At 71.0% G+C, this 20,887-nt stretch carries 19 protein-coding genes and 2 pseudogenes; 11 read left to right on the top strand and 10 right to left on the bottom strand.

Annotated elements, in window-relative coordinates:
- From GEV07_15615 to GEV07_15570, 10 genes and pseudogenes are all read left to right on the top strand, one after another.
- Positions 1-367: creatininase family protein (locus GEV07_15615; protein ID MQA04084.1), on the top strand; the 367-nt coding region annotated here is incomplete at its 5' end.
- A 404-nt stretch (positions 368-771) separates the two neighbouring features.
- Positions 772-1,473 (top strand): hypothetical protein, encoded by a 702-nt coding sequence (locus GEV07_15610; GenBank protein ID MQA04083.1) that lies wholly within the window; start codon positions 772-774, stop codon positions 1,471-1,473.
- The gene (locus GEV07_15605) at positions 1,473-2,231 is read left to right on the top strand and encodes a hypothetical protein (GenBank protein MQA04082.1); all 759 of its coding nucleotides are present in this window, start codon (positions 1,473-1,475) and stop codon (positions 2,229-2,231) included. Before GEV07_15610 ends, GEV07_15605 begins: the two co-directional genes overlap by 1 nt.
- Positions 2,228-3,331, top strand: a complete 1,104-nt coding sequence (locus GEV07_15600; protein ID MQA04081.1) for an alcohol dehydrogenase catalytic domain-containing protein — start codon at positions 2,228-2,230, stop codon at positions 3,329-3,331. The genes GEV07_15605 and GEV07_15600 overlap by 4 nt, the downstream gene beginning before the upstream one ends.
- On the top strand, positions 3,264-3,947 hold the full coding sequence (locus GEV07_15595) for a hypothetical protein (GenBank protein MQA04080.1): 684 nt from the start codon (positions 3,264-3,266) through the stop codon (positions 3,945-3,947). Before GEV07_15600 ends, GEV07_15595 begins: the two co-directional genes overlap by 68 nt.
- Positions 3,948-4,251: 304 nt before the next feature.
- Positions 4,252-4,860 carry a hypothetical protein gene (locus GEV07_15590; GenBank protein MQA04079.1) on the top strand — a complete coding sequence of 203 codons (609 nt, stop codon included), beginning with the start codon at positions 4,252-4,254 and terminating at the stop codon, positions 4,858-4,860.
- Between the two features lie 33 nt (positions 4,861-4,893).
- A complete protein-coding gene (locus tag GEV07_15585) occupies positions 4,894-5,601 on the top strand; it encodes a sirohydrochlorin chelatase (GenBank protein ID MQA04078.1) in 708 nt (235 codons plus the stop codon).
- A 63-nt stretch (positions 5,602-5,664) separates the two neighbouring features.
- Positions 5,665-6,543 (top strand): annotated as a pseudogene (locus tag GEV07_15580) (protein kinase).
- Between the two features lie 1,159 nt (positions 6,544-7,702).
- Positions 7,703-8,524: an N-acetylmuramoyl-L-alanine amidase gene (locus tag GEV07_15575; protein ID MQA04077.1), complete on the top strand. Its 822-nt coding sequence runs from the start codon at positions 7,703-7,705 to the stop codon at positions 8,522-8,524.
- 203 nt (positions 8,525-8,727) lie between these two features.
- Positions 8,728-9,597 carry a ribokinase gene (locus GEV07_15570; protein MQA04076.1) on the top strand — a complete coding sequence of 290 codons (870 nt, stop codon included), beginning with the start codon at positions 8,728-8,730 and terminating at the stop codon, positions 9,595-9,597.
- Here the strand turns inward: GEV07_15570 and GEV07_15565 are convergent.
- The 10 genes and pseudogenes from GEV07_15565 to GEV07_15520 all read right to left on the bottom strand — a co-directional run bounded on the left by GEV07_15565 (position 9,594) and on the right by GEV07_15520 (position 20,139).
- Positions 9,594-10,772 (bottom strand): sulfotransferase, encoded by a 1,179-nt coding sequence (locus tag GEV07_15565; GenBank protein ID MQA04075.1) that lies wholly within the window; start codon positions 10,770-10,772, stop codon positions 9,594-9,596. The two genes, GEV07_15570 and GEV07_15565, sit on opposite strands and share 4 nt — an antisense overlap.
- 56 nt (positions 10,773-10,828) lie before the next feature.
- Positions 10,829-11,731, bottom strand: coding sequence for a LysR family transcriptional regulator (locus tag GEV07_15560; protein MQA04074.1), 903 nt, complete (start codon positions 11,729-11,731; stop codon positions 10,829-10,831).
- A 66-nt stretch (positions 11,732-11,797) separates the two neighbouring features.
- Positions 11,798-13,252 (bottom strand): aldehyde dehydrogenase family protein, encoded by a 1,455-nt coding sequence (locus GEV07_15555; GenBank protein ID MQA04073.1) that lies wholly within the window; start codon positions 13,250-13,252, stop codon positions 11,798-11,800.
- Between the two features lie 16 nt (positions 13,253-13,268).
- The gene (locus GEV07_15550; GenBank protein ID MQA04072.1) at positions 13,269-14,399 is read right to left on the bottom strand and encodes a TIGR03364 family FAD-dependent oxidoreductase; all 1,131 of its coding nucleotides are present in this window, start codon (positions 14,397-14,399) and stop codon (positions 13,269-13,271) included.
- Positions 14,400-14,418: 19 nt separating this feature from the next.
- Positions 14,419-15,275 (bottom strand): annotated as a pseudogene (locus GEV07_15545) (MFS transporter).
- A gap of 12 nt (positions 15,276-15,287) precedes the next feature.
- A complete protein-coding gene (locus tag GEV07_15540) occupies positions 15,288-16,373 on the bottom strand; it encodes an alcohol dehydrogenase catalytic domain-containing protein (GenBank protein MQA04071.1) in 1,086 nt (361 codons plus the stop codon).
- 14 nt (positions 16,374-16,387) lie between these two features.
- Entirely contained in the window at positions 16,388-17,695 is a 1,308-nt protein-coding gene (locus tag GEV07_15535; GenBank protein MQA04070.1) for an MFS transporter, read from the bottom strand.
- 40 nt (positions 17,696-17,735) lie between these two features.
- Complete coding sequence (gene phnA, locus GEV07_15530) at positions 17,736-18,974, bottom strand: phosphonoacetate hydrolase (protein ID MQA04069.1); 1,239 nt, start codon at positions 18,972-18,974, stop codon at positions 17,736-17,738.
- A gap of 107 nt (positions 18,975-19,081) precedes the next feature.
- Positions 19,082-19,420, bottom strand: coding sequence for a GNAT family N-acetyltransferase (locus tag GEV07_15525; GenBank protein ID MQA04068.1), 339 nt, complete (start codon positions 19,418-19,420; stop codon positions 19,082-19,084).
- Positions 19,421-19,518: 98 nt separating this feature from the next.
- Positions 19,519-20,139: a DUF541 domain-containing protein gene (locus tag GEV07_15520; GenBank protein ID MQA04067.1), complete on the bottom strand. Its 621-nt coding sequence runs from the start codon at positions 20,137-20,139 to the stop codon at positions 19,519-19,521.
- A gap of 282 nt (positions 20,140-20,421) precedes the next feature.
- Between GEV07_15520 and GEV07_15515 the strand changes: the two genes are divergently transcribed.
- Positions 20,422-20,700 carry a hypothetical protein gene (locus GEV07_15515; GenBank protein ID MQA04066.1) on the top strand — a complete coding sequence of 93 codons (279 nt, stop codon included), beginning with the start codon at positions 20,422-20,424 and terminating at the stop codon, positions 20,698-20,700.
- The last annotated feature ends 187 nt before the right edge of the window (positions 20,701-20,887 follow it).

The raw sequence follows: 20,887 nt of genomic DNA, 5'->3' as shown, positions 1-20,887 counted from the left end.
GTGCTTCAGCGCCGCCGCCGCGGCGAGCACCAGACACGACCTGCCGGTCGCGTACGTCGACTACTGGGACCTGCTGCCGGCCGACCTGGACGGGCGACCGCACCTGCCCGGCCACGCCGGCGTCTTCGAGTCGTCGCTGGTGCTTGCGCTGCGTCCCGAGCTGGTACGCGAGCGTCCGGCGCGGGCGGAGCAACCGGAGGTACCCGCCGCACCGGATGTGTCGGTAGCCGCGAAGGCCGTGTGGGCGAACGTGGACGGTTACACCGACCGGCCGGTCGACGCGGACGAGGCCGCGGGGAAGAGGTGGTTCGAGCTGCTCGCGGACGCGCTCGCCGACCGCCTGGTCACCCTCGCCGCGGCCCTGTAAGCGGCGTGCGGGGTGCGGCCGGCAGCAGCTGTGGCAGATCCGCCGATCAACCGGTGCATCTGGCGGAAATGCAGCGGATCCTGCTCGCGGTGCCAGCGCTACGTTGACAGCACCCGCAGCGACAGGACGCGGAAATGCAGCGGATCCTGCTCGCGGTGCCAGCGCTACGTTGACAGCACCCGCAGCGACAGGACATGGCTGCGGGGCACCGACGTTGTGATGTGGAGACGCCATGGACACTCGCGATCCAGCACTGCGCCAGGAGGTCGAACGGCGACTGCAGCTCGTCGAAGTCGATGAGGCAGCCGACGCCGCCCACGCTCCGCTCGCCCGTGCCGACCTCGGCTTGCTCGGACTTATCGTGGCGGTCTGCACCGTCGTCGGACTCCTCCTGGTCGGCTGAGATGAGCGCTCACGAAGACGTCCGTAGAGAGGCGACGTTCGGTTCCCTACCTGTGCTCAAAGCCGAACGCGTCTGGGGATTCGCCGACTTCACCTGGGTCAACGTCGGCCTGGCGATCGCCACTTGGGCGTTCCTCGTCGGGGGTGCGACCGCTGCCCTGGTCGGCTTCCGCCAGGGCATCGCCGCCTTCCTGATCGGGAACGCCTTGTCCGTCGCCGTCATGCTGCTGGCCAGTGTCATCTCTAGCCAGCGCTATGGGGTGGAGCAGTACACCCTGCTGCGTACGGTGTTCGGGCTCGGCGGCGTCGCAGTCGTCGTGTTCACCGTCATCCTGTTCATCGAGATCGGCTGGTCCTCGGTGCTGAGCGTCATGTTCGGGCGGGCCACGGCGAACGTCGCGAACGAGGTGTTCGGTGCCGACATCGGGCCGAATGCGCTGCCGGTAACGCTGTTCGCGCTGCTGGCCATCGCCGTGTCCTGGGTGCTGCTCGCCCGTGGACCGGTCACGTTGCGGGTGCTCAACCGCGTCGTGGCACCGGGACTCGCCATCCTCACCCTGGCGATGCTCGGCTTCCTGTTCAGCAACGTCGGCTGGGACAAGCTGATGGCCGCAGAGCCGTTGTCGCCCTTTCCCGACGGCACCTTGAACTTCGTGCTTGCGGTCGAGTTCAACCTGGGGTCGGCTTCTCCTGGTGGCCGGTGATGGGCAGTCTCGCCCGGCTGACGACCTCGCCGAGGGCCGCGCTGTGGCCCGCCTACATCGGGTTGTTCGGAGCGACCGTCGTCGCCCAGGCGGTAGGGCTCGCGGCGGCACTCATCCTCGGCGACAGTGACCCGACCGTGTGGATGGTGCCGTTGGGCGGCCCATGGATAGGCGTCGCTGCACTGCTGTTCATCGCCTTCGCGAACCTGACCAGCCTGGCTTCCATCGTCTACTCGACCTGCCTGGCGCTGCGTCAGGCAGGAGGGCGGTTCCTGGCCAGGGTGCGCTGGGAGGTGCTCTGTGCGGTCTTCTTCGTGCTGCCTGCGGGTCTGGCCTTCTTCCCGTGGTTGCTCTACGACCAGTTCCTGTTGTTCGTCACCTACACCGGAGCGTTCCTCGCCGCTATCTGCGGCACCGTGGTCGCCGACTACTTCGTGCTCAGGCGGCAACGGATCGTCCTGCAGGATCTGTACTTGCCGGGCGAGGTGAGCGCGTACCACTTCACCGGAGGCGTGAACATCGCTGGGCTCGTCTCCACCGGACTCGGAACCGCGACGTACCTGGTGCTCTACAACCCGGTGACGCTCGAGACCGCAACCGCGTTCACCTGGTTGACCGCGTCGCTGCCAGCCGTGCTGGTCGCGGGCGGCCTGCACGTGCTGCTCGTCCGGCTCCTCTACCTACGGCGTGGCACCGGCGGCTACACGGCCCGGGCCGAGGACACGGCCACCATGGTGACGAATGAGGAGAGCCGATGAGTCTTTCAGCTGCGGCGGCGGTGCACGACGGGCGCGGCCACGAGATCCGGATCCGAACGGTCGAGGTCGCCGACCCGGGCCCGGGCGAGGTGCTCGTCCGGCTGGGTGCCGCCGGCGTATGCGGCTCCGACCGGCATGTCGTCGACGGCGACTGGCGGATGCCCACGCCGACGGTCCTCGGACACGAGGGCGCGGGCGTGGTCGAGGCACTCGGCACCGGGGTGGACGGCGTCGCCGCCGGTGACCACGTCGTGCTCTCCTGGTTCTACCCGTGTCGCACCTGCCGGGCGTGTGTGGCGGGATGTGCCTGGGCGTGCACGGGCACCCGCTCGGAGGAGTGTGTCCTGCCCGACGGCACCACCCGGCTGCGCGACTCGGCGGGCGTCGTGCATTACCCGTACCTCGCGGTGGGTTCGATGTGCGAGTACACCGTCGTACCGGTCTCCGCTGCGGTGCCCATCCCGGCGGAGGTGCCTTTCCACGTTGCGAGCCTGATCGGCTGTTCGGTGGCCACCGGTGTTGGCGCGGTGTTGAACAACGCCCAGGTCCCCGTCGGCGCGGCCGCGGTGGTCGTCGGCTGCGGGGGAGTCGGTCTGTCCGTCATCATCGGCCTGCACCTCGCCGGCGCTCATCCGGTGATCGCCGTTGATCCGTCACCCGAGCGGCTCGAGGCGGCGCGTAGCTTCGGCGCCAGTCACACCGTGGTGGCGGGTGCCGAAGCCGCAGCGAGAGTGAAGGAGCTGACCGGTGGCGGCGCCGACTACGCATTCGAGGTCGTCGGCCGGGCCGAGACGATGGAGTTGCTGCCGTCGCTGTTGGTCCCCGGGGGCGTCGCCGTTCTCGTCGGGCTGCCGCCGGAGGGTACTCGGGTCAGCGTCGACGGCCTCGCCTTCGCCGAGTCGGGACTCACCATGATCGGCTCCAACTACGGTGGTTCGGTGCCCGCCAGGGACTTCCCGCGACTGGCCAAGCTGTACCTCGCTGGACGGCTGCCGCTAGACGACCTCGCCTCCGACCGGATCGGCCTCGGCGATCTCGACGAGGCGTTCGCCGCCATGCGAAAGGGCACGCGGACACGGAGTGTCGTCGTCTTCGACTGATAATGGGGCCGATGCCAACCCCTCGGCAAAGGTCCCACCGGTGCATGTGACCGCAGCCCAGCTGCTCGCTGACCCGCGGCTGCAACTGACCCTCGTCCACGACGGGGCCGGCCTCGACCGGCCGTTGGACGGCGTCGCCGTGACCGAACAGCCCGCGCCCGGCCGCTGGCTGACCGCCGACGACCTCGTGCTGACCAGCGGGATGTGGCTGGCAGAAGCAGGCGACCAGCGAGCGGCCGCGGCGACGTGGGCGGCAGAGGTCAAGGACGCAGGCAGCGCGGTCGCCGGGTTCGGATGCGCGCCGTGGTTCCCCGAGGTACCAGCGCCGCTGCTGGATGCCGCCACTCGCACCGGGCTCACGCTGGTCAGCGTGCCGCCGTGCCTCCCGTTCGTGGCCGTCTCCCGGCGAGTGTCCGAACTGCTCGCTACTGCGCGGACCAGGCAGACCGCACTGGCAACCCGCATCCAGCAGCGGCTGGCTTCCGTCGCCAGACAAGGCAGGCAGGCGGTGATCGAGAGTCTCGGTAGCGAGCTGGGCGCGTACGTCGCGCTCGTCGACCGCGCCGAGACCGTCGTCGCTGCGAGCCCGGCATCCGACGGTGACTGGGCCCGGTGAGCGGTGGTGGCGGCGCGGGACGTCATCTCCGCCGGCCACTCCAGTGCCTCGCGGCCTTCACTTCGAGGCGAGTGTGCCGCAGTCACCGTGGGCGACCCGCACCGTCCGTCCGGTGCTCATCGCCGGCGATGCCCTACCAGGCACCGCATCCTGGCGGGCGGGGATCGTCGGCACTGCGGCGGCGCTGTGCGCCACTCTCGACCCGGTCACTCATCCCGCGGCCGGTACGGTCGCGACCCTGCTCGCCCGGGGCGACCCGGCGGCGGCCGGGCTGCTCGCCGAGTCGCTCGCTGCGCCACTCGCAGTGGACCTGTGCGCCGTGGCCGTCCGCGGGGGACGGCGATCCGAGGTCGCTCAGCAGCTGATCCCGCTCGGCGGGTGGCGGCTCCCCGACCCGGAGGCCGTCGCCGTCGCCGCGGACACCGAGCTCATCTTCCTCTCGCCACCCGTCGGCTCCACACACGTACGCGCCATCGTGCACGACACCGGCTGCGCAGCGGGACTGTCCGCGGAGCTCCCGCTCGACGGCGCCGCCGAAGCGCTGCGACAGGCACACGCCGCGGCCCGGTTCGCCCGTCCGGGCGTCGCGACCTGTTACGCGGATACCGCCGATCCGCTCCTACGTCGTCTCCTCACCACCGCGGAGGCAGGCGACCTGGCGCGCCAGGTCGCCGCCGGGCTGGTCACCGAGCAGGACGGCAAGGCGCTGCTCGCCGACGCGGCGACATGGTTACGCCATCACGGCCGGTGGGATCCTGCTGCGGACGAGCTCGGTGTGCACAGGGAGACGCTCCGCCGCCGGATGCACCGGGTCGCCAGGCTCACCGGTCTCGAGCTGGACTCCGCGGACGGCAGGCTCGCGCTGTCCGTCGCCGTCGGTGTGCTGATGCGGCCCGGGGCGTGGCCGAGCTAGGGCGGGCGGCCGCGCATACGCGATGATCGAGGGATGGGCACACTCGACGCGTCCGCCGGCCGACCGGCGTTGCTGCTCGCGGCGCACGGGACCCGTGACCCGGCCGGTCCGCGGCTGCTTGACCGGCTCGGTGCGGAGGTCGCGCGGGCCGGTGCGGTCGAGGTCCGCCTCGCGTACGTCGACGTGATCGAGCCGACGGTGGGTGCCGCGCTCGCCGGGATCGAAGGGCCGGTCGTGGTGGTGCCCGCGTTCCTGGCCGCCGGGTACCACGTGCGTACCGACCTGCCCCGGCAGGTGGCCAGCGGCGGCCGCGACGACGTGGTGATCGCCGAGTCGCTCGGCCCCGACCCGCGGCTGGTCGACGCGGTGCTCGACCGGCTGGCCGCGGCCGGCTGCAGCGCCGGTGACGCCGTCGTGCTCGCCGCCGCCGGGTCATCGGACCGGCGGGCACTGGCCGACGTGGAGACCGCCAGGGCGACGGTGGCGGCCCGGGTGGACGGGCCGGTGACCGTCGGCTACGCGGCGACCGCCCGGCCGACCATGCCGGAGGCGGTGCGGGCCGCGCGCGCCGCGGGTGCGGCGCGGGTCGCGGTGGCGTCCTGGCTGCTCGCCCCCGGCCTGTTCCAGCAGGGCCTCGCCGAGGCCGGCGCCGACGTGGTGGCCGAGCCGCTCGGCGTGCACCCCGCGGTGGTCAGCGCGCTGCTCGACCGCTACCTGGCGACGCTGTCCGCCCGGAGTTAGCCGCCGGTTAGTGGCCCCTCCCTAGCGTGAACGGCGTCGCCTGGTCACGGACGGGAGGGCGGAGTGTCCGACGGAGGGGGGCCGGGTACCGGCTGGGTCGTACCCGGCTATCGGCACGTCAGCGAGCTCGGTTCCGGTGCGTCCGGGCGGGTAGTGCACGCCGTCCACGAGCAGACCGGCCGGCAGGTCGCGGTGAAGTACCTGGCGCCGGCACTGCTCGCGGACCTCAGGTTCGTCGAGCGGTTCCGGGTCGAGGCGCGGTTGCTGGCCGGGCTGACCGACCCGCACCTGGTGCGGTTCTTCGACTACGTGGAATCGCCGTACGGTGCGGCGATCGTGATGGAGTTCGTGCCGGGCGCGACGCTGCGGACGGTCATGAACAGCCGCGGCCCGCTGCCGCCTGAGGCCGCGCTCGTGCTGTTGAAGGGCTCGCTGCTCGGGCTGGCCGCCGCGCATGCCGCCGGTGTGGTGCACCGGGACTACAAGCCGGAGAACGTGCTCGTGCTGCGCGACGGCACGAGCAAGCTCGCCGACTTCGGCGTCGCCGTGCCGACCGGCAGGAAGGCAGAGCTGGCCGGCACCCCGGCCTACATGGCGCCGGAGCAGTGGGCGGCCGGCACCGTCTCGCCGTCGACCGACGTGTACGCGGCGACGGTCGTGTTCTTCGAGTGCGTCGCGGGGGCGAAGCCGTATCGGGGCACCACGCTGGAGGAATGGGCCGCGGCGCACCAGCGGGCGCCGATCCCTGCCGTGCAGGTGCCGGCGCCGTTACGGGGGCTGGTCGAGCATGGGATGGCCAAGGACCCGGCGTCCCGGCCGGCCTCGGCGGCCGCGTTCTTCACCGAGCTGGAGAGCACCGCACGCAAGGCGTACGGCCGGCGCTGGGAGAAGCGCGGGCGGCGTGCGTTGGCCGCCCTGGCGGCCGGTGTGCTGTCGTTGCTCGGCCGCGGCCTGTTCGACAAGCTGCCCGCGGACGGTGGCCAGGGTGGGCAGCTCACGCACCTCGGCAAGACTGTGCTCGGCAAACCCGCGGTGCTCATCCCGGTGTTGACCGCCGGCGCCCTGTTCGTGACCGCGACGTTGATCCTCGTGGACCCGATCGACCGGATCATCGCGCGGTCCGAGCCCACCGGCCGCAGCGCGCCGGCCACGCGCTCGCCGGACGGCGAGGAGGACAAGAGCGAGCCGCGGCGGCGGATGGAGGAGCAGGGCACCGCGAACTTCAGGTACGAGATGCAGGGCTGCTGCAGCCGGGCGATCCTCGCGCGCGGCCGGGCTGAGATGTGGCCGTCGGGCACGTCGGCCTACCTGGGCACGGTGTACGACGGCAGCGACGGCTCGTACACCCTGGACGGCGAGCGCTTCGTCTTCCACAACCCGGAGGTGGCGTCATTGGCCAGGAAGGCGCGCGCGTACGCCGTCGGCCCCGCCGCGTACGTGAACGTCGACCAGGGCTGGCGGCGCTACACCGAGGCGTCCGCGGAGTACGACGGCGAGCAGCCGGACTCTATCCGAACGAGGTACAAGACCGCGGCGCGGAACGCGTTCAACACCCGGGCGGCGGTCAGCGCGCAGCACATCGAGGCGCTGCTGCGTACCTCAGGGCACGCCGAGCCGAAGGTGCGGGCCGAGGGCCGCACGGTACGCGGCAGCTCGACGACCGCGGCGGTGATCGCCGAGGACCGCCGGCTGTCCGCGGTGTACGGCGAGCTGGCCGAGAACGAGCTGGACTACACGGTGGTGCTCGCGGCGGACGTGCTGCCGAAGCGGCTCGATGTGAAGGTGTACACGCCGGGCGGCAACTCGGAGTACTGGCAGTACACGGTGACGTACTCGAACTGGGGCGCCGGCGACCCGATCGCCCCGCCGGGCCGGCGGGGCGATCGGACGGCGTCCGGTACCCCGGTGCCCAGTGCGACCGCCGCGACATCCCGCGCGCCGTGACCGGTTCGTTATACGAAGCGTCGCTGTGACACGTGTTGTTGCTGTTAATTGCCGGAATGGGTACGACGTTGTGTAGGCAAGAGTTGACACAAGGCAGTGGTCATTGGTCAGCTACCGACATGTAGTTGCCCCCGTACGTTGTGTAGCAAGGAGCTCGATGACCCGCCTTCCCCGCAACGGTGCCTGCTGCCCTGACCGCCAGCCCGCGCCACCTCCCGACGACGCCGACCAGCTGTTGTCGCGGCGAAGGTTGCTCGGCGGCGCCGCAGCGCTCGGCGGCGCCCTGGTCACCGGCGCGGCCGGACTCGCGCTGCCCGGGGCGGCGGCGGCCGCGGTGCAGCAGCCACGGCTGCATGACCGCGCGGCCTGGCGCGCCCGACGGCCCACGCACGCGATCGACGTCCTCGACCGCGCGCCGGACCGCATCGTCGTGCACCACACGGCGACCGCGAACGCCAAGGACCTCTCCGTCGCACACGCGTACGACCTGTCCAGGACCATCCAGGGCTGGCACATGGACAACAACGACTGGTGGGACATCGGCCAGCAGCTCACCATCTCCCGCGGTGGCCACGTGATGGAGGGCAGGTCGCGCACCCTGTCGGCGATCCGCACCGGGCGCCACGTGGTCGGCGCGCACGTCGCGGACGAGAACAGCCACACCATCGGGATCGAGAACGAGGGCCTGTACACCAAGCGCACGCCGACCGACGAGCTGCTCGCGTCGCTCGTCGAGACCATGGCGTGGCTGTGCGACACGTACCTCCTCGACCCGTACCAGGCGATCGTCGGGCACCGCGACTACAACGCGACGGAGTGCCCGGGCGAGGTGCTCTACGACATGCTCCCCGAGCTTCGGGACCGGGTCGCTGCGGCGATGGGGCAGCGGCCCGACCCGAAGCGGACCGTCCGGCGGCCGCACCGCGACGGGCCGTTCCCGCCGTCGCGGGGCCGGTTCGACCACGGCCCTGCCGTGTAGCGGTACGCCGGACCCGAGACTGTCGGTACCGTCCGGCCGGACGGGGAGGTGCCTCCGACAGCCTCGCGGACGCGGTCCCCCGCGCCTGTTGGCTGCGGGGGACCGCGTGGGCGGCAGGGGCAGGGCTAGGATCGGTCCGGTTCTCCTAGCCCTGGAGGTGGCCGGTGGGTCGCGGTGACGTCGTCGTAGTCGGCAGCGCCAACATGGACCTGGTTGCGTACACGCCGCGGTTACCCGACACCGGCGAGACGCTGACCGGTCATGCGTTCGAGACCATCCCGGGCGGCAAGGGCGCGAACCAGGCGATCGCCGCCAGCCGTGCCGGCGCCTCGGTGCGCATGGTCGGGGCGGTGGGCTCGGACGCGTTCGGCGCGGACCTGCGCGCGACGCTGGCCGCCGCCGGCGTCGACCCGGCGGCCGTACGTACGGTCGAAGGCGCGAGCGGCACCGCCCACATCACCGTCGACGACCAGGGCCAGAACACCATCGTGGTGGTTCCCGGCGCGAACGGCACGGTGACCGAGCTGACCGACGCAGAACGCGCGGTCGTCGCGGCGTCGAGCACCGTCCTGTTGCAGCTGGAGCTGCCGCTGTCCGCGGTCGTGCAGGCCGCCCAGGTCGGGCACGGGGCAGGCGCGGAGGTCGTGCTCACGCCGGCGCCCGCGGTGCCGCTGCCGGACGACCTGTACGCCGCCGTCGACGTGCTTGTGCCCAACGCCGGGGAGGCGACCAGGCTCACCGGGGAGAGCGGTGTCGAGACGGCCGCCAAGGCGCTGCTGCGCAAGGTGCCGGCCGTCGTCGTCACCCTCGGCGGCGACGGCTGCCTGCTGTTCACCGCGGACGGTGAGGAGCTGCAGCTGCCCGCGCTGCCGGTGGACGTGGTGGACACGACGGCCGCCGGCGACACGTTCGCCGGGGCACTCGCCGTCGCCAGGGCCGAGGGGCGGGCCTGGCCGGACGCGTTGCGTTGGGCGAGCGCCGCGGCCGCCATCAGCGTCGGCCGGAAGGGCGCGAGCACGTCCGCACCGGTCCGCGCCGAGATCGACGAGCGCTACGGCATGGCGAGCGGCTAGGACCGCGTGGAGCTCGTCGACGGGGCGGTCGACGGGGTCTCGGTCAGGTTCGCGACCTGGCGGTTCTCCGCGAGCAGGCGGAGCCGGTCGCTGACGAGCAGCCGGCTGGTGTGCAGCTGCAGCCTGGCCTTGCGCCAGCGGTAGGTCATCCGGTGCTTGGCGCCAATGTTCGCCGGGCCGTCCACGGTGTACCCGTACGAGCGCAGCCGGTCACCAAGGACGGTCTCGCACAGCTCGATCTCCCACGGGTCGAGCTCTTCGCGCCACTTGTCCACCTGGCTGGCGTCGACGTCCGACCTGGTGGCCGCGTGCCAGGTCTTGCGCTTCGGCACGGCCATCCGCGCGGTGTCCGCCGGGTGGCTCATCGCCGGGTCGTACTCCTCGCCGAGGAACGCGCACAGCTTGGTGAGCTCGGTCTCCGGGTCGTCCACCAGGTCCTCGTACTTGACCTGGTAGAAGGTGTCGGCCGGCAGTTGGCGGGCGAACCGCTGGCAGTTGTCATACGCGATGGCCCACTCAGCAGCCGCGGTGTAGACGTCGCGCTGCCACCACGGCATCCGCTTCAGCGACGCGACGCACGCGCGCCCGTCCCTGACGATCTGGATGATCTGCGCGTCGGGGAACATCCGCTGGATGAACGGCAGGCACCGGTGGTACGCCGGCCGCTTGTCACCCCAGCGAGGCTTGCCGAAGCGCTTGGCGTAGAGCTGCAGCACGATGGCGAGCGCGGAGCCGACCGTCGGCGGTCCGCCGACGATGGCCTCGGTCACCTCGTCCGGGTCGAGCTTCAGGTCGCGGAACCTGTTCTTCGTCTCGTCCGACGCGACGCCGGTGGCGCCGGGTGTGATCCGGCCCTGCACGATGTCGTCGGCCAACCTGCGCCGGTTGTCCGGCTGCCGCAGGTCGCCGTACTTGCGGCGGCCGATGTAGGTGGGGAGCAGGAAGCGGATCTCCGGCGGGATGGCGATACGTGGATGAGAGTGCAGCATCACCTGCAGCATGGTGGTGCCAGACCGGGGGCATCCCAGCACAATGATCGGTCGAACGTTTTCCAACCTCATGTCCTCTCGGTGCCAGCCCTGCCGACCTGGGGTGTTCGTCCGCCGCGTATTCGCTGCCCCATGCGGACTCCCCGAGCCGCTGAGCATACCGCCGTCGGCCGCTCTTTTCCCCAAGTGGTACCAGAAAGTAGCCTCGTCGACGCCGTAGGCCCAGGTGGGCACGCCGGTGGCTACGAGTCGAGCGGCCAGTCGTGGATCCGGCGCAGCAGCCCGAGGAACGCCTGTTCGGCCGGGGCGAGCAACCGGTCGCGCCGGTACCCGGCCACGATCGGGCGGCCAGGCGGCGCCGGCTGCACGGTCAGCGTCGCGATCCGTCCGTCCACGACCTCCTGGCCCACCGCGTGCTCGGAGATCAGCGAGAGCCCGAGGCCGGCGTGCACCGCCTGCTTGAGCGTCTCCGTCCCCCACACCTCCACCGACGCGACGTCGGCCAGCTGCCACAGCGCCAGCGCGGTGGTCTGCATCTGGCGGGTGGACGACCCGACCTCGCGCAGGATGAACCGCTCGCCGGCGATCTCGCCCGGCTCGATGGTCTTGCCGGCCAGCCGGTGGTCGGCCGGGGCGATGACGACCGGGCGGTCGGTGAGGATCTGCTCGCAGCACAGCTGCTCCGCCTGCGGCTGGCCGGCCAGCACGGCCAGGCCGAGCTCGCCGTCCACCAGCCTGCGCGTCACCTGCTCGGCGTTGCCCACGTAGAGGTCGCTGTCGATCTGCGGGTGCTTGCGGTGGAACCTGGCCAGTAGCAGTGGCAGCAGGTACGTGCCGACGGTCGTCGTGCCGCCGACGGACAGCCGCCCGGTGGCCAGGCCCTGCACCTGGCGTACCGCGGTGACCGCCTCGTCCGCCAGCAGGAACAGCCGGCGCGCGTACTCGGCGAGCACCTCGCCTTCCGCCGTGGGCCGCACGCGGACGCCGGAACGGTCGACCAGCGTGGTCTCCAGCGACGCCTCCAGCTGCCTGACCTGGTTGGAGACCGACGGCTGGCTCATGAACAGCTTGTTCGCCGCGGCCGAGAACCCACCGCACTCGACGACCTGGAGGAAGATCCACAACCGGTGGAAGTTGAGCTCCATGTCGTCGCTTCCTGGCGTCGCGGACCTTGCCTGCCTCGACCCCAGGCTACGGGCATGCGGCTTCGCTCAGTAGGAGATACAGGCCGACCGCCACTCGGTGTAGAAGTCCCAGACCTCAGGTGAGCACTCCGGCGGGCCGTACTGCGAGCTCTTCGCGCCGACGTGCGGCAGGTGCGCGTACGCGCCGACGCCGGGCCGGTTCACGTGCAGCATGCCGGCTTCTAGCCGGTCCAGGGCCTCGAAGATGCGGGTCGGGTCCTGGGTGAAGACGGTGCCTGACATGCCGTAGCGCACGGAGTTGGCGATCCTGATCGCGTCGTCGAAACCGTCGCAGTCGACGACCGACAGCACCGGGCCGAAGATCTCCTCCTGCGCGATCTCGCTGTCCCACGGCACGTCGCGCAGCACCGTCGGCCGCACGTACCAGCCTTCCGGCAGGCCCTCCACCGCACGGCCGCCGCCACACGCGATCGACGCGCCGACCTTGGTGGCCGCCTCCATCGCGTCCAGGCAGGCGTGCATCCGGTCGGCGTTGATGACCGGGCCGATGTCCGACGCCGGGTCGGTGCCTGGGCCCACCCGCATCGCTTCGACCTTCGCCACCAGACGTTCGAGCAGCTGCTCCTTCACCGCGACGTCGACGACCACTCGGCTGGTGGCGCTGCACCGCTGGCCGGACTGGCCGAACGCGCCGTGCACGATCGCCGCGGTCGCCTTGTCGAGGTCGGCGTCGGCCAGTACGAGCACGGCGTTCTTGCCGCCGAGCTCCAGCTGCGTCCGCAACAGCCGTGCCGCGCCGCCCACCTGGATCGCGCGGCCGACCGGCAGCGAGCCGGTGAACGAGATGCCGGCCACCGACTCGTGCGCCACCAGCGCCTCGCCGACCGGCCGGTCGCCGTGCACCAGGTTCAGCGCGCCTGCGGGCACCCCGGCGTCGTGGAACGCCTGCACCAGCAGCGCCGCCGTGTACGGGGTGAACGGCGACGGCTTCAGCACGGCCGGGCAGCCGGCGAGCAGCGCAGGGCCGACCTTCCACATGGGTATCGCCAGCGGGAAGTTCCACGGCGTGATCAGGCCGACCACGCCGATCGGCCGGCGGAACGTCATTGCCACCGTGCGGGGGTCCTCGGCCGGGGTGGTGACGCCGTTCAGCCGCCTGGCCTCGCCTGCGGTGAAGTCCAGGATGGCCAGGCTGCGGTCGACCTCGCCGCGTGCCTCGGACAGCCGCTTGCCCTGCTCGCGGGTGATGGCCGCAGCGAACTGCTCCTTGCGCTCCTCGATGATCCGGCCGGCGGCCTGCAGTACCTTCGCCCGCTCGATCGGCCCGCGGTCGCGCCACTGCGGCAGCACGGCCGCGGCCGCCTCGACCGCGGCCGTGGCGGCACCGGCGTCCGACTCGGCGAACTCGCCGACGACGTCGCTGATGTCGCCGGGGTTCACGTTGGCCCTACGTTCGCCGCCTGCCGGGTCGATCCACTCGCCGGCGATGTAGTTGCCGAGGTGCCGTTCTTCCACCTGCACTGGTCCTCCTGTTGCTCTAGCTGGCGAGGGTCTGTTCGGCGATCCCGAAGGACAGCGTCATGCCGGCGCCGCCGAGCCCGTTGACGACGGTGACGCCCGGTTCTGGTTCGTGCCGCAACAGCTCGCGGCCGTCGGGCAGCGACGGGTACTCCCCGTACCATCGCTCGGCGATCTCTCTGTTGGGGACGGCCGCGAACTCGTCGAGGTAGTCGAGCACGGCGGTGTCGATCTCCTCGTGCAGGAACGGGTCGTGCGTGGCGGCGTACTCGTGGCTGTCGCCGAGCGACAGCTGCCCGGTCGCGGTCTGCGACACCAGCACGTGCACACCCCACCGCCGTTGGTCCGCCAGCGTGGCGTCGGCGCGCTCGCGTACGGCGCCGAGGGTGGAGCACTGCGCGAAGGACGCGTAGTGCAGCAGCGTCAGCCCGGCGCACAGCGCGGGGCCGAGCTGCCAGTCCGCGGGTTGCGTGACGGTGCGCATCATCTGCAGTTTGCACTTCCTGATCCCGCTGGCCGCGAGGACGTCGGGGTAGAGCGTGTGGAAGTCGTTGCCGCTGCAGACGATCACGCGTTCGGCGTGCCAGGTGCCGCCGGTGGTGCGTACCTCGGGCAGTGCGACCTCGTGCACGGCGGTGCCGAACCGCACGTCGACACCGTGCTTGTTCTCCAGGTACTCCGCGACGCCTGGGATGGCGACGCGTGGGTCCACGTTGAGCTCGCTCGGGCTCCACAACGCCGCGAGCAGACCGTCCGTACGCGAGGCGGGGCTGCGGCGCGCCACGTCGCCCTGGCCGAGCAGCCGGCAGCCCTGCTCGCGTGCGGCCGGGGTGGTGTCGAGGAACTCCTCAAACACCGCGACCTCGTCCGCATGCCTGGCGAGGTGCAGCGAACCGGTGTCGGCGTGCCACATCCCCGTCTGCTGCAGGATCTCCAGCCAGGTCTCCCTGCTGCGCAGCGCGACCTCGTAGTACTCGCCGGTCTGCCCGATCGGCCAGATCAGCCCGAAGTTCCTGATCGACGCGCCGACCGCCCGTGCGTCGCGCTCGAAGAGCACGACGCTGTGCCCGGCGCGGGCGGCCGCAAGTGCGTGCGCGAGTCCGACGATGCCGCCGCCGACGACGGCCACATCAGCGTGTCTCCTGTTCACCAAGTTCCTCCTCGATAGTTCAGGCGGCCGACTCGCGGCGCCACTGGGGGAGCAGGAGCAACGCGGCGAGCAGTGCCGCGCCTGCGAAACCGAAGAACAGCGCCGTACTGCCGAGGTAGCCGGGCAGCAGACCGCCGAGGATCGCACCGATCGAGCCGCAGCCGTTCACGAAACCGGTCGACGCGCCGGCGTGCTGCGACGTGCCGAAGTCGACGGCGGCGACGCACGAGATCATCGAGTCCGCCGCGTACACGGTGAGGCCGATGAGCGCGAGCATGGTCACCATGACGGCGACGTTCTGCGACGCCGTAAGCGGCACGAACGCCGCCATCACCACGACCAGACCGAGCAACGACAGCACGCACGGCGGCACCCGGCGAGCAGGCTGCCCGCGGCGTAGTTCGTGCTCCACATGCCGAGCACCCGGCCGCGCTCCCGTACGGCGAAGAACGACGACATGTTCTTGCACAGCGACGACCAGCCGGTCGACTGCGCCAGCCCCTGCACGATCATCAGCGGGACGAAGAAGAACACCGCGGTCGTGATGCCCATCAACGTCGCCGCCACGATCGACATGGCGAGACCGCCGAGTACGACCACCCGCGGGCCGAACCGGTCCGCGGTCGAGCCCCAGATGAACTGGCCGACGGCGTAGGCGGCGAGGTAGAGGGCGTCCAGGTTGCCCATCATCTGCTCGGTGAACGCGTCCGCGTCCGGGTCGTCGAGGATGCCGACCTTGGCGACCGAGAACGCCTGCCTGGTGAAGTAGAAGCCCGCGTAGGCGAGCCAGGTGATGGCGAAGATCTGGATGCGCAACCGGCGGAACCTCGCGTCGCGCAGAACCGCCCGGGTGCTGGTCGTGGGGTCGCTGCTCATGGCATACCTCCCCTACCGCTGCCTGGACGGGTCGATCGCCACGCGTGGCGGACGCTTCTCCGTCGCGTGCGTCACCGCCTGCTCGATCTCGGCGAGCGGGAAGGTGTCAGGCACGAAAGACCCGAACAGCTCGTGATCCGCGTGCCGGTCGAGGAAGCGCACCGCGTCGGCGAGGTCGACGGGGGCGTAGTTGTGCACGCCGGTGACGCTGATCAGCCGCCGCACGAGCTGCTCCGGCGCGATCTGGAGCCCCGGCGTCGGGAAGACCGAGCCGACCAGACCGAGCCGGCCGCCGACGGCGAGCAGCTCGAGGGCGGCGCGGCAGGCGTCGTCGTTGCCGGTCAGGTCGACGGCGTACTCGGTGCCTTCCCCCGCGGTGGCATCGAGCACCGCCGTACGCAGCTCGTCAGGTGCCGCCGTTGTCGTGGCACCACAGCGTTCTGCCAACGCCCTGCGGTCGGCGTCGATGTCGCAGGCGACGACCGTCTGCACCCCGAGCGAGCGGAGGTAGCCGACGGCAGTGAGGCCGAGCATGCCGCAGCCCTGTACGAGCGCCGTGCTACCCGGCCGCACTCCGATCGTCCGTAGCGCGCTGGCGACCGTGGCCGTGGCGCAGTTCGCAGGCGTGGCAACGGAATCGGGTATCGAGTCCGGCACCTGCACCAGCGCGGTGCCAGGCTGCACGTGGCAGTGACTGGCCAGGCCGCCGCTGAGCTGCCACTGCTCGTCGATGGCCTCGTGCCCGTACTTCCTGAGCCGCGCGCACTTCTGTGGGATGCCACGTCGACACCGCACACAGCTGCCGCACGACGCGCCGATCGACCAGGTGACCCGCAGGCCAGGTGTCACCGGCGTTCCGTCGTACGTCTCGACGTGCCCGCCGACGGCGACCACCTCGCCGACCATCTCGTGGCCGAGCACCGTCGGCAGCGGCGTCGACCGCTCCCCGCCGATGGTGTGCAGATCGCTGCCGCACAACGTGGCGCACCGGTTCTCGACGAGCACCTCGCCCGGCTGCAACCGGGGCAGCGGCAACTCCTCCAACCGGAACCGTTCCTCGGTGCCGTGCCAGACGGCAGCGACTGCGGTGTCGACCATCGATGGCTGTCCTCTCAGCGTCGGATCAGGGCGGCGAGCGCTGCGCTTGCGGCACAGCAGACGGCGACCAGCAGGAACACGTACGAGGTCTGGCCCGACGTGTCGATGATGTACCCGGCCAGCGGCTCGCCGAAGCCGGCGAACAGGTAGGCGAAGAAGTTCACGACGCCCGTCGCCGTACCGGCCCTGGCCGCGCCGGCCAGGTCCGGGCACAGCGCCCAGAACGACGCCTGCGGCCCGTACACGAAGAACCCGGTGAGGAAGAGCAGCACGATCGCGAGCAGGGTGGAGCTGGTCGGCACCAGGTACATGCTCAGCGACGCGACCGCGCCCAGGCCCATGAAGAGCATGATCGGCTGGCTCCTGCGGGAGCCGAAGAGCCGGTCGGAGAGCTGGCCGTTCACCAGTGCGCCGACGGCCATGCCGATCGGCAGCGCGACGGAGATCCACAGCGGGTTGACGCCGCCGGACGCGCTCTCCTCCCAGTTGGTGCCGAGGAAGTGCACAGGCACCCACACCAGCAGCCCGTAGCGTGCGGCGTTCTGGAAGCCGATGGAGACGCCGGTGACCCAGATCTTGGGTAGCCGCAGTACGGCGAGGTAGCGCTCCTTGGAGCTGGGCTTGACGCCGCCACTTGTCGGGTCGTCGGTGGCTTCCTCCATCGCCACCGGTGACGGCAGCCCGCGCTCGGCCGGGTAGTTCCGCGCTATCACGAAGAACGTGACGGCGCCGAGCAGCATCAGCAGCACGGGGATACGGAAGATCCATCGCCAGTCGAGCTCCCAGACGTCGAGTACGACGACGGAGGTGGCGAAGGCCACGACCGAGCCGGTGCCCGCGGCCAGCACGTAGAAGCCGTAGGTCTTGCCGCGTTCCCGCCGCGGCCACCAGTTGGAGATCACCCGGCTGCCGGCGGACCAGCCCATCGCCTGGAAGTAGCCGTTGGTGCCCCAGGTGGTGGCGATGCTGCCCAGCCCGGTCGCGAAGCTCATGATCCAGTTCAGTACCGTCGACACGACGGCGCCGAGCGACATGATCTTGCGCCCGCCGAACTTGTCGGAGAGGTTCCCGTTGATTGCCTGGCCGACGGCGTACGCCCACAGCAGCGCGGTGCTGACCCAGCCGAGCGTCGTCTTGCTGAGCCCGAGCTCCGCCTCGATGCCAGGGATGGCGAACCCGAACGTCTGCCGTCCGGTGTAGAAGAACAGGTAGCAGAACATGGTGACGAGCAGCACGAGCCACTGCATGCGGCGCAGCCGCGGTCGGGTCGCTTCGTCGATCTCCCCCGGTACGTTCTCGATCCCACGTGGCGATGTCGTCATTGATCCTCCCGAGGGATAGTGGTTGCCGACCGGGAGTCGGTTATCGCCTGGGTTCGGCGAAGTTCGTGGCCACCCAGTAGGCGTCGTAGTTACGGAGTCCGTGGTCGTGCGGTATGCCGCTGACCGTGCGGTTCAGCACCAGCGGCACCTGCTGCTCCGACAGCCCGCCGTGCGAGCGCAGTGGCTCGTCGAGCTGGGAGAGGTCGTGGCGGTCGGGGGTGGTGCCCACGGCGACGTCGGCCGCCGTGATGAGCACGAGGTCGCCGGTGCGGTCGAGAGGTAGCTCGAAACGCTCGCACGCCTCGGCGGCGGTGAGTACCAGGTCGACGCCGTCGAGGCCGCCGAGGCGGCGCGCGACGTCGGTCTGGTCGGCGTCGTCCGGCAGGTACACGTTCGCGTACGAGCCGAGCGCGCCGTGGTGCACGGTGTAGGGGTCGGTGATCGGCAGGATGGTTCGTGCCTTGGCCGTACCGAGCCACCGGTCGAGGTGCTCCTGGACGTAGACCACGTTGGGCTCGCCGGCCTCGTCCGACTTCGCGTTCATGCCGTGGTCCGCCGTGACGGCGAGCACGGCGCCCAACGCGTCGAGCTGCTCGTAGTAGCTGTCGAGCATGGCGTAGAAGTCGTTCGCCGTAGCCGACCCAGGCGCGTGCTTGTGCTGGATGTAGTCGGTCAGCGAGAGGTACATGATGTCGGGACGGTCGCGTTCCAACACCCGCACACCGGCGGCCATCACCAGCTCGCTGAGATCGGCGCTGTACACCGAGGGCAGCGGTTTGCCGACCAGGCCGAGCACGTCCTCGATGCCGTGGTCGGCCATCGTCACGGTGTCGGCGTGCTCGGCGGAGAACCTGATGCCGTTCTCCAGGCCGACGCCGAGCAGCCGGCGCAGCTTGTCCTTCGCGGTGATCACGGCCACCTTCGCGCCCGCGTCCGCGTAGCTGGCGAACAGCGTCGGTGCCCGCAGCCAGCGTGGGTCGTTCATCATGACTTCCTCGCCGGTTTCCCTGTCGTAGATGTAGTTGCCGCAGATGCCGTGTACGGCAGGCGGCGCACCGGTGGCGATGGACAGGTTGTTCGGGTTGGTGAACGAGGGCATCGCGCAGTCGGCGGCCAACGAGGTGCCGTCAGCGAGCAGCTTGGTGAAGAATGGCATCCGGCCGGCGGCTATGGCCTCGTCGTGATATTCGGCCGCGCCGCCGTCCACGCAGACGACGACCACGGGCTCGTCGCCCGCGCCGTAGTCGCGCCCATTCACGGTGATGCGTGGTACCGCCATCCGTTCACTCCCGCCGTCGATGCTGTCGTCGTCGAGAGTTGTCTAACAGCGGCTGGTGAACGCGGGGAACTACGAAGTTGGCTATACGCGGTATAACCTCACGCCGGTCAGTCGCGCAGCGGCGGCTGGGTGCGTTCCCGCTGCAGGTAGGAATGGTCGGGAGCGACGTTGCCGAACTTGGCGTAGAGCTCGTGCGCGTCGTCGGTGTGCAGCATCCAGCGGAAAGCCGCGCCAGGCCCGTCGTCGATCATCGCCTGCACCAGTCGTTTACCGAGGCCCTGGCCGCTGGCCACCGGCAGGACGTAGACGTCGGCGAGATAGGCGAGCGTAGCGCCGTCGGACATCGCCCGGGCGAACCCGACCATCTCCCCGGTGTCATCCGCGTACGCGGCGACGACCCGCCAGGCGGTGTCGAGCTGGTGCTCGAACATCTCGCGGGTACGCATCTTGCCCCAGTACGCGTCGGTGGAGAGGAACGCCCACGCTGCGTCGCGGTCGACCCACCGCGGGTCGTCGTCGAGCACGAACTGCCGCTCTGCCACCGTCAGCTCACCAGGTCCCAGACGGCGACGCAGTTGACCCGGACGCTCACCTGCTCGGGTTCCATGCGCAGCTCGCCGAGGTTCGGGGCGCCCTCGGCGCCGCCCGGCATCCCGTGGGCGAGCCGCGGTGCCATCTCGTCGAAGCCGCCGGCGGCCTCGTCCTCGATCCGCACCAGCCGGGCCAGCCGTGCGCCGAGGGCGGCCGCGTACCCCTCGGCCCGGTCGCGGGCGTCCATCACCGCGAGGTTCTGGGCCTCGCGGGTCGCTGCGGCGCGGTCCTTCAGCTCCCAGCTGGGGCCGGACAGCCACGCCGGCTCGCTGGCCACCAGCTCGGCCACCAGCTCCTGTAGGACGTCGAAGTCGGCGATCCGCACCTCGTAGCGCTGCTCGGCCTCCGCGCCCGACCGGCGCCGGCCGTTCCAGGTGTCGTGCACGAACAGGTCCCTGGACCGGATCCGCACCCCCGATCGCTCGAGGAGCTGCTCGACGGGGCCGACCTTCGCGTTCAGCGCCTCGGTGGCCTTCGTGCGGTCGGCTGCCCGCGCGCGGTACGTCAAGCTCAGCGTGGCGCGGTCGGCGCGGTGCTTCACCTCGCCGGTGCCGCGCGTCTTCACCTCGGCCATGGCAGCAGTGTCGCAGCTCGCCGGCGGCCGCAGCAGTGCGGCGACCGTACGCTGAGCCGGTGGATCCCGTACGCCGGGCCGCCGTCCTCGACTGGGCCGTACACGAGCTCGCCCGGCGGCACCGGGTCGTCGCCGGCGAGCCCGTCCAGCTGCGGGTGCGCCCGTGGTCCATGCCGTACCGCATCCCCACCGACGCGGGCCCAGCTGGCTGAAGGCGAACGCGACGGCGACCAGCTACGAGGCGCCGCTCGTGCAGGCGCGCACCCGTTCACCGTGCTGCTGGTGGCGAGCCGCGTCTACGCGAAGACCTTCGCGCTGGCGTCGGACGCACGCGAGCTCGCCCGGCTGCGCGACGCTTACCTCGAACCGTTGAGCGACCTGCTCCCCCGGGCCGAGGCACGCCCGCTGGCCGACGACGCCCTGCGCACCGGCCCGGTGATCCGCGCGTCGGCGTGGCTACGCGCGTACGGCGACACCACAGGCGCAACCACCGCCGACGGCGACCAGCACGCCACCGCCTGGTTGCGCACCCTGCTAGCCGCAGACGTCCGCATGTCGTGAGGTGTCTCGGGCGGCGGCAGTGGTCGGGGGCGGCATGGCGCCGCCGAGGCCAGGCGCGCAGGCGTCGGCCCTTGCGGGGTGAGCTGGTTGGGCGTGGGGGTGTGGGTCTTGCGGGGCCCAGCCGGTCGGGCGTGTAGGCGTGGGTTTGGTGAGGCGAGTCGGTTGTGCGTGGGGATGTGTGTCTTGC

Source organism: Streptosporangiales bacterium (assembly GCA_009379825.1).
In the GTDB taxonomy this organism is placed as follows: Bacteria; Actinomycetota; Actinomycetes; order Streptosporangiales; family WHST01; genus WHST01.
This window is presented reverse-complemented; position numbering and strand designations above follow the sequence as displayed.